Source organism: Achromobacter colocynthidis, assembly GCF_057334535.1.
In genome coordinates this window covers 783,625-791,333 of record NZ_JBHFIZ010000037.1, presented here as the reverse complement: position 1 = coordinate 791,333, position 7,709 = coordinate 783,625, and the positions used below count along the sequence as shown (strand labels likewise).

Below are 7,709 nucleotides of genomic sequence, written 5' to 3'. Positions count from 1 at the left end.
CGGCGGGCGGCCGGGTCGGCGGCCGCCGGACCGCCGGGTCGCCGGATCGTCGGATCGCCGGACCGCCGGACCGCCGGACCGCCGGATCGCCGGCCGCCTAATCCACTTCTTCAATATTCAGGATCTTGCCCAGGCCCAGGAAAGCGTTGGCTAGCGCCAGCAGGCTGGCCGTCACGGCGATATACACCACCGACAGCGCGGCAAGCGTCGGGTCCGCGAATTCACGCACGTAGTTGTACATCGACACCGGCAGCGTCTGCGTCAGTTGCGTCGTGACGAAAAGCGACGCGGTGAATTCACTGAACGACATGATGGCGGCGAACAACCACCCACCAAAGAGACCGGGCGCCAGCAAGGGCACGGTCACCGTGAACATCACCTTCAAGGGCGACGCGCCCAGGCTGGCCGCCGCCTGTTCCAGGCGTTCGTCGATGTTCTCCATGGACACATACACGCTGCGCATCACGAAGGGCAGCACCAGCATCACATGGCACAAAATGACCAGGCCGTAGCCCCGGTCCATGTCAAACTGCGCCACCAGAATCAGCAGCCCCAGGCCCAGCGTGAAATGCGGGATCACCAGCGGCGACAGCAGGATGGCCTGCAACATGTCCTTGCCGGGAAAGCCCATGCGCTTGACGGCGATGGCCAGCGCGGTGCCGATGAACAGCGCCAGAAACGACGCCCAGACCATCACGATCAGGCTGGCGCGAAAGCCCTGCTGGAAGTCCGGGTACGTGAACACCCGTTCAAACCAGCGTAGCGACCAGGCTTCGGGCGGAAACGTCAGCAGCGCCTTGTCGTTGAACGACGCCAAGGTCACCACCACCACCGGCAACAGCACGAACGCCAGGATAAGGGTGATCAGCAGCGGCGCGCCAATGCGCAGCGGCAAGGGTAGAGAGTGTTTGATGGCCATGCTAGTGCGCTCCCATTGCTTTGAGTCGCTTGGTGCCCCGGCCCAGCAGCATCAGCGACACGACCGTCAAGGCCAGGCCGGCAACGCTCAGGCGCGCGGCCAGGGGGAAGTTCATGGAAGAGAAACCCAACTGGTAGACCAGTGTGGACACCGTCGGCACACGGCCGCCGCCGATCATCTGCGGCGTGGCAAACGCGCTGAAGGTCCAGGCGAACGACGTGGTGATGCTGGCGATGATGCCCGGCATGGACAGCGGCAGCGTTACCGTCAGGAAGGTGCGCACGGGGCCGGCGCCCAGGCTTTGCGCGGCTTTTTCATAGTCGCGGTTGATGTGCGAAATGGCGGTTGCCAGCATCAGCACCACCACGGGTATCGTCACGTGCACCAGCGCAATCAGCACGCCCAGGTGCGTGAACATCAGGTTCAGCGGCAGGTCGATCAGCCCAATTTTCCGCAGCACCGTGTTGATGAAGCCGTTGTTGCCCAGCACGATGATCCACGAATACGTGCGGACGATTTCACCCAGGAATAGCGGCGTGATCGACACGATGAGGATGAACGATTTCAGCAGGCGGTTGCGCACCCGCACCATGGCGTAGGCCAGCGGGTAGGCCACCAGCAAGGAGCAGACCGTGGTTTCGATGCTGAGCAGCAGCGTGTTGGCGAAGGCGGACAGGTAGACGGACTTGCCCAGCCCGGTGAAGTTCGCCAGCGTCAGCCCGCCCACGTCCAACGAGCCGGGAATGAAGGCGCGTACGCTGAATTGCAGCACCGCCGCCATCGACACGCAGATGCACAGGGCGATGAGACCGGCGGGTGATATCAACCAGCCGCGCAGACTGGAACGTGTATTCATAGGGGCTTGTCAATCCGAATGCGTTGATGCTTGCTGGAAACGCCTGTGTCCCGCCACATTCAAGGCCGGGACACAGGCGCGGCGCGGTGCAACCGGCGCGGGCTTCAGTTCATGATGTTCTCGGTGAACCACTTGCGCCATTCCGCGGTCTTCTCGGCGCGCAGCTTGTCGTCGATGACGATGGCTTGCGTGTCCCACTGTTCCTTGGTGGTGAACACGCCGGGCAGCGCCGCGTCCTCGGCCGATACCTTGGCGTTCGTGACGACCGGGCTGGCCTTCTTGAAGGCCACGATCTTGGACTGCACCTCGGGCGACAAGGCGATGTTCATGAACTTGTAGGCCAGGTCCGCCTTGGTGCTGCCTTTCATGATGCCCATGGTGTCGATGCCCAGCACGGCGCCTTCCTTGGGCATGACCACCTTGATCGGCACGCCTTGGCTGATCATGTAGTAGGCGTTCATTGACAACAGGATCTGCACCGGGGTTTCGCCCGTGGCGATCAGTTGCTGGCTGTTGGCGTCGTTGGTGTAGAAGGCCTTGAAGTTCGGCTTCAGCGCGCGCAGCTTGTCCTGGCCTTTCTCCCAGGACTTGGCGTCGCCGCCCGACAGCATGGCCGACACGTTGATGATGTGGCTGGGGTCGAAGTCCGGCGCCGACAGCTTGCCCTTGAGCTCGGGGTTCCACAGGTCGTTCCAGCTATCGAACTTGATGTTCTTGGGCGTCAGGTCGGGACGGTAGCCGATGGTGTAAACGTACGCCCAACTGCCCACGTGATACGGGCTGACCTTGGCGCGGTCCACCAGGTTGGCGTAGTTGGGCAGCTTGGCGGTGTCCAGTTTTTCAAACAGGCCGCCGTCCACATACAGCCAGCCGATGTGCGAAGTGGTGAAGGTGATGTCGCTTTCCGGGGTCTTGGTCAGCTTGGCCTTGTTGAGCCGGTCGATCGTGCCGCCCGTGATGTACTTGACCGGCACGCCCGTCTGGCGCGTGAATTCCTTGCCGATGTTTTCGTCGATCAGGTCGCGGAAGCTGCCGCCCCAGGTGCTGACCACCAGCGCGTCCTGGGCCCAGGCGACGTTGCCAAGCAGCGCGCCGGCAAGCAGGCCGGCTACCGTAAGTTTGCGAATCATTGAAATCCCCTTGTCTATGTTGGTTCCGCCGAGCGCTTCCGACTGGAAGCCAGATGATGGAAGAGGGGGCAGCGGGGGCCAAGTCGCCTTTTCCTTCGGCCTGGCTCGAATTTCCTGAGGCGCGGTGCGTGGGGGCGCAACTTGGCTTGTCCGCGCCTGAGTCGGAAATTCCGAGAGCGGCCAAAGGAAAAAACAAATAGCCGGTGGCGTCGTCCGGGTTTGAAGATGGGGGCCATGCCATTGACCCACCTACCCACGCAGCCATGAAACACAAGCGCATCCGCACCTTCAATACCAAGATCACCTACCCGGAACAGAGCCTGGACAACGATCTGTGCCAGGCCGTGGTGGCCCGGGGCAGCACCGTCTTCCTGCGGGGACAGATCGGGCAGAACCTGGATACCTCTGAAAGCGTGTGCATCGGCGACGCCGCCGGGCAGGCAGAGCAGGCCATGGCGAACATCGCCATGCTGCTTAAAGAGGCAGGCGGCGAACTTGAGGACATCTGCAAGATCACCATTTACATCATTGATCCGCGCTATCGCGAGGCCGTCTACCGCGTGGTGGGGCGTTGGCTCAAAGGGGTATTCCCGGTGTCCACGGGCATCGTGGTGTCGGCCCTGGCGCGCCCGGAATGGCTGGTCGAAATCGACGCCACCGCCGTCATCCCCGATTGATATCCATTCAGGCCACCGACCATGACCTTTTCGATCATTGCCCGCTGCCCCGCCTCCGGCCAGTTCGGCGCGGCCGTCTCGTCGTCTTCGCCCGCCGTGGCCTCGCGCTGCATCCGTGCGCGCGCGGGTGTGGGCGCCGCCGTCAGCCAGAACATCACCGACCCCGCGCTGGGGCCGCTGGCGCTGGACGCGATGGCGGCGGGGCATACGCCGCAACAAGCGCTTGATGGCTTGCAAGAAAGGCCCTTCATCGCGTACCGCCAGTTGATGGCGATAGACGCCACACACCCGCCGGCCATCTACACGGGCGCCAGCGCGCTAGGCGTACTGGCCAGCGCGGCGGGCGAACACGCCGCCTGCGCCGGCAACATGCTGGCCAGCACCGACGTGCCGCGCGCCATGCTGGCCGCGTTCGAGCGGGCAGAGGGCGCGCTGGCCGAACGCTTGATGCAGGCGTTGCTGGCGGGGCAGGCGGCGGGTGGGGAAGCGGGGCCGGTGCATTCCGCCGGCCTGCTGGTCTATCAGGACCTGGACTGGCCCATCGTGGATCTGCGGCTGGATTGGGTAGAGGCCGGGCCGGTAGAAGCACTGTACGACGCGTGGAAAATTTACGAGCCCCAGCTTGCGGCCTACGTGACGCGCGCGCGTGACCCGCGTGACGCGCCAAGCTTCGGCGTGCCGGGCGACTTGTGAGGCTGAGCAAAATGTTGCCCACCGCGACGGGCAGACCGGATACTCTGCAACATTCCCTGTTCCCTCAAGTTGGACCATGCTCAATCGCATTTCCCTGCGTCAGATGGAGTACCTGGTGGCGACGGCCAAGCACGGCAGCATCGCCGCGGCGTCCGCCCAGATCCACATCTCGCCGCCGTCCATCTCGGCGGCCATCGCCCACATCGAGACCGAGCTTGGGGTGCAACTGTTCGTGCGGCATCCCTCCAAGGGCCTGGCGCTAACGCCCTTGGGCATGCAGGTCATGCAGGAATGCGAAGACCTGCTGGAACGCGCGACCAAGCTCTACGAGATTGCCTCGAACTCCACCGACGCCATCCAGGGCGTGCTGCGCGTGGGCTGCTTTCAGCCGCTGGCGGCCATGATTGCGCCCGAGGTCATCTTTGGTTTCTCGCGTGCGTTCGAAAAGGTCGAGCTGCATATGGCCGAGGGCGACCAGCAAGAGCTCATCAACAAGCTGCACACGCTGGACATCGACGTCGCGCTGACCTACGACTTGCAATTGGGCGAAGAGATCAGCTTTGAAACGCTGGCGCACATGCCTCCGCATGTGCTGGTCAGCGAACTGCATCCGCTTGCGCAGCAGATTGCCGTCACGCTTGATGAGCTGGCGCAGTTGCCCATGGTGCTGCTGGACCTGCCCATGAGCCGCGAATATTTCCTGTCCTTGTTCTCCAAGGCTGGGCTGGAACCCAACATCGTGGCGCGTTCACGTTCCGAAGACGTGGTGCGTTCGATGGTCGCCAATGGCATCGGCTACGCGCTCTTCAACGTGCGGCCGAAGTCGACGCAATCATTGGACGGCAAGCGTCTGGTGCGCCTGCGCCTGGCCGGTGAGCAACGCCCCATGCTGCTGGGCTTGGCCACGTACAAACCAATGAAACCCTCGCGCCTGACGCAAGCTTTCATGCAGCGCTGCCGCGCGTATATCTCGGATCAATACATCCCGGGCATGAGCGCGGCCAGCTTCTTCGACCCCTACATTTCCGGCGTGGCGGCGGCAGATCCGCCATGACGGGCAAGCCCGGGATTTAGCAAGCGCGTGTCATCGGGCGTAAATATTCCCTACCTACCATGCTGCGTTCTCTAACCAGTTTGGTTGATCCTGATGATCCAAGCACGACCCTTGCGCAGGGGGCTCCCTGCCTACGCCTTGCGCGCCACGTCCCTGGCGGTAATCCTGGCCTTGTCCGCCTGCGGCGGCGATGACGACAACGACACCGACGCCCCAGGTCAGAACGATGACGTTGCGTACGTCATCCCCGCGCCGCCCGCCGGGTTGGGCCGAGTCGATACCGCGCCGGTGCCCGATGCGCCCGCCTTTGTTGATTTCGCCAGCACGAACCAGCGCGGTGATCCGCGCTACGCCACCCTGGAAACCAACGCCGGCGTGCGTGTGCTGGATGGCTTTCTGGACATCTGGGAACCGCGCACCCGCCTGGTGGATGCCGGTGTCACGGCAGCAGGCGCCGACGGCTTTCCCGGCATCATCGCGTCGGATTGGACGGGCATGCCCGGCGACGCCACGGATGGCCGCGTCAAGAACAAGGCCGTGCACGACGAGAACATTGACTTCGTCGTGCGCACCACTGCTGCCCGCACACCGGAGCAGGCCAAGGCCGCCTACCTGGATGATCGCCGGGGCAAGAACTACAGCGTGACCGATGGCCTTGGGCCGCTGACGCCGGCATGGCGCACGGCTGCCCAGCAGACCACCAGCATCAACGACGTGGCGGCCGACGCCACCACCGTGAAGTACGACGACACCGGCAACAACACGGGCGTAAGCGGCGCCGCCAACCCGACCTTTGGCGACGTCATCGCCTTTGTGCAGAGCATGGGCGCCAATGCGTCCACCGAGCCCAGCAAGCGCTACTACAAGTACGCCCGCCCGTGGCGCTGGAGCGCCGACGTGCAGGTGGTGCCCACGCTGGAACCGGCCAAGAGCACGTCGGCCCCGACCGACGGCGGCTACCCCAGCGGCCACACGGCGGAATCCGTGCGCAACGCCATCGGCATGGCTTACCTGGTGCCGGAGCGCTTCCACGAATTGCTGGCGCGTGGCCTGGAGCTGGGCGAAAGCCGCATCATTGCCGGCATGCATTCGCCGCTGGACGTGATCAGTGGCCGCATCCTGGGGCAGGCCTCGGCGCTGGGCAACATCTATGCCGCCAGCGAAGGCACGCGCTCGGTGGCGTATGCGCAGGCGCACCAGACGCTGATGGCCGCCGTGGGCGCCAGCACGCCCGAGCAGTTCCTGGCGTTCGCGCATTCGCAGGATGTCAGCCAGGATCGCTTTGCGGATCATGCCAAGAACAAGGCCGAGTACCGTCGCCGCCTGACGTTCGCCTTCACGCAGATTGGCGACACCGGCAAACCGGCCGTTGTGCCCAAGGGCGCTGAAGTCATGCTGGAAACGCGCCTGCCGTACCTGACGGCCGAGCAACGCCGCGTGGTGTTGAAGACCACGGCGCTGCCCTCGGGCTATCCGGTTATTGACGACGCCGAAGGCTTTGGCCGCCTGAACCTGTTCGCGGCCGGTGACGGCTATGGCGCCTTCAATGGCGACGTGGATGTCACCATGACGGCCAGCCGTGGCGGCTTCAATGCGCTGGACGTGTGGCGCAATGACATCAGCGGCGCGGGCAAGCTCACCAAGAGCGGCACCGGCACCTTGGGGCTCGCGGGCATCAACACCTACACGGGTGGCACCCTGGTTGCAGGCGGCACGTTGCGTGCCGACTCGGTCAAGGCGCTGGGCAATGGCGCGGTGTACCTCAGCGGCGGCGCCCTGGCGCTGAATGCCGCTGAAGCGGTGCAGGTGCAAGGCAGCTATACGCAGACCTCGGCGGCTGTCCTGCAAACCCTGATCGGCGACGATGAAGCCGGTCAGATCGCCGTGAACTCGGATGCCGCCCTGGCGGGCCAGTTGAACGTCGACTTCCGCTCGGGCTACACGCCGCAAGTTGGCACGACGATTACGGTGCTGCGCGCCAATAAGGTGCATGGCACGTTCGACGGTATTGCGGTCAAGGGCTTCAAGGCCACTGCCGTGTACAACGCCGACAGCGTGCAGGTGCGTTTGGATTCGGCCAGCTGAGTCCGACGGTCATGACAACAAGCTGAATTTGATATCGCGCGGTGGCGGGCGACCTGGTCGCCAGCACGCCGGCTTGGCCCCTGCCTTCGGGATGGCAGGGGCTTTTTTTTGTCACCACGTATCCGTGAAACTCTGGGTTTTCGGCCAGGGGGCTTTTCCATAAACTACCGGACCACCCCTATAACGAGAACGCCATGAGACAGTTTCTTCCCACCCTGGGCGCCGCCCTGGTTTTGTCGCTGAGCGCGCACGCCGCGCTGGCCCAGACAGCACCGGCCGCGGGCGCCGCCCCCCC

7 protein-coding genes are annotated in these 7,709 nt (G+C 64.2%); 4 read left to right on the top strand and 3 right to left on the bottom strand.

Annotated elements, in window-relative coordinates:
* Positions 1–97: 97 nt before the first annotated feature.
* From ACE04A_RS23265 to ACE04A_RS23255, 3 genes are all read right to left on the bottom strand, one after another.
* The gene (locus tag ACE04A_RS23265) at positions 98–919 is read right to left on the bottom strand and encodes an ABC transporter permease (protein WP_448716613.1); all 822 of its coding nucleotides are present in this window, start codon (positions 917–919) and stop codon (positions 98–100) included.
* A 1-nt stretch (position 920) separates the two neighbouring features.
* The gene (locus ACE04A_RS23260; RefSeq protein ID WP_485820560.1) at positions 921–1,775 is read right to left on the bottom strand and encodes an ABC transporter permease; all 855 of its coding nucleotides are present in this window, start codon (positions 1,773–1,775) and stop codon (positions 921–923) included.
* 104 nt (positions 1,776–1,879) lie between these two features.
* Positions 1,880–2,905 (bottom strand): ABC transporter substrate-binding protein, encoded by a 1,026-nt coding sequence (locus ACE04A_RS23255; protein WP_391437852.1) that lies wholly within the window; start codon positions 2,903–2,905, stop codon positions 1,880–1,882.
* Between the two features lie 263 nt (positions 2,906–3,168).
* Between ACE04A_RS23255 and ACE04A_RS23250 the strand changes: the two genes are divergently transcribed.
* From ACE04A_RS23250 to ACE04A_RS23235, 4 genes are all read left to right on the top strand, one after another.
* On the top strand, positions 3,169–3,582 hold the full coding sequence (locus tag ACE04A_RS23250) for a RidA family protein (protein ID WP_100854313.1): 414 nt from the start codon (positions 3,169–3,171) through the stop codon (positions 3,580–3,582).
* Positions 3,583–3,603: 21 nt separating this feature from the next.
* A complete protein-coding gene (locus ACE04A_RS23245; RefSeq protein WP_279995543.1) occupies positions 3,604–4,275 on the top strand; it encodes a DUF1028 domain-containing protein in 672 nt (223 codons plus the stop codon).
* A gap of 76 nt (positions 4,276–4,351) precedes the next feature.
* Positions 4,352–5,329 carry a LysR substrate-binding domain-containing protein gene (locus ACE04A_RS23240; protein WP_100854315.1) on the top strand — a complete coding sequence of 326 codons (978 nt, stop codon included), beginning with the start codon at positions 4,352–4,354 and terminating at the stop codon, positions 5,327–5,329.
* 93 nt (positions 5,330–5,422) lie between these two features.
* On the top strand, positions 5,423–7,414 hold the full coding sequence (locus ACE04A_RS23235) for an acid phosphatase (protein WP_448716611.1): 1,992 nt from the start codon (positions 5,423–5,425) through the stop codon (positions 7,412–7,414).
* Positions 7,415–7,709: the final 295 nt, after the last annotated feature.

Excerpts from the sequence above, each read along its gene's own strand:
- ACE04A_RS23265 (WP_448716613.1), bottom strand. The coding sequence starts at position 919 with ATGGCCATCAAACACTCTCTACCCTTGCCGCTGCGCATTGGCGCGCCG.
- ACE04A_RS23260 (WP_485820560.1), bottom strand. The coding sequence starts at position 1,775 with ATGAATACACGTTCCAGTCTGCGCGGCTGGTTGATATCACCCGCCGGT.
- ACE04A_RS23255 (WP_391437852.1), bottom strand. The coding sequence starts at position 2,905 with ATGATTCGCAAACTTACGGTAGCCGGCCTGCTTGCCGGCGCGCTGCTT.
- ACE04A_RS23250 (WP_100854313.1), top strand. The coding sequence starts at position 3,169 with ATGAAACACAAGCGCATCCGCACCTTCAATACCAAGATCACCTACCCG.
- ACE04A_RS23245 (WP_279995543.1), top strand. The coding sequence starts at position 3,604 with ATGACCTTTTCGATCATTGCCCGCTGCCCCGCCTCCGGCCAGTTCGGC.
- ACE04A_RS23240 (WP_100854315.1), top strand. The coding sequence starts at position 4,352 with ATGCTCAATCGCATTTCCCTGCGTCAGATGGAGTACCTGGTGGCGACG.
- ACE04A_RS23235 (WP_448716611.1), top strand. The coding sequence starts at position 5,423 with ATGATCCAAGCACGACCCTTGCGCAGGGGGCTCCCTGCCTACGCCTTG.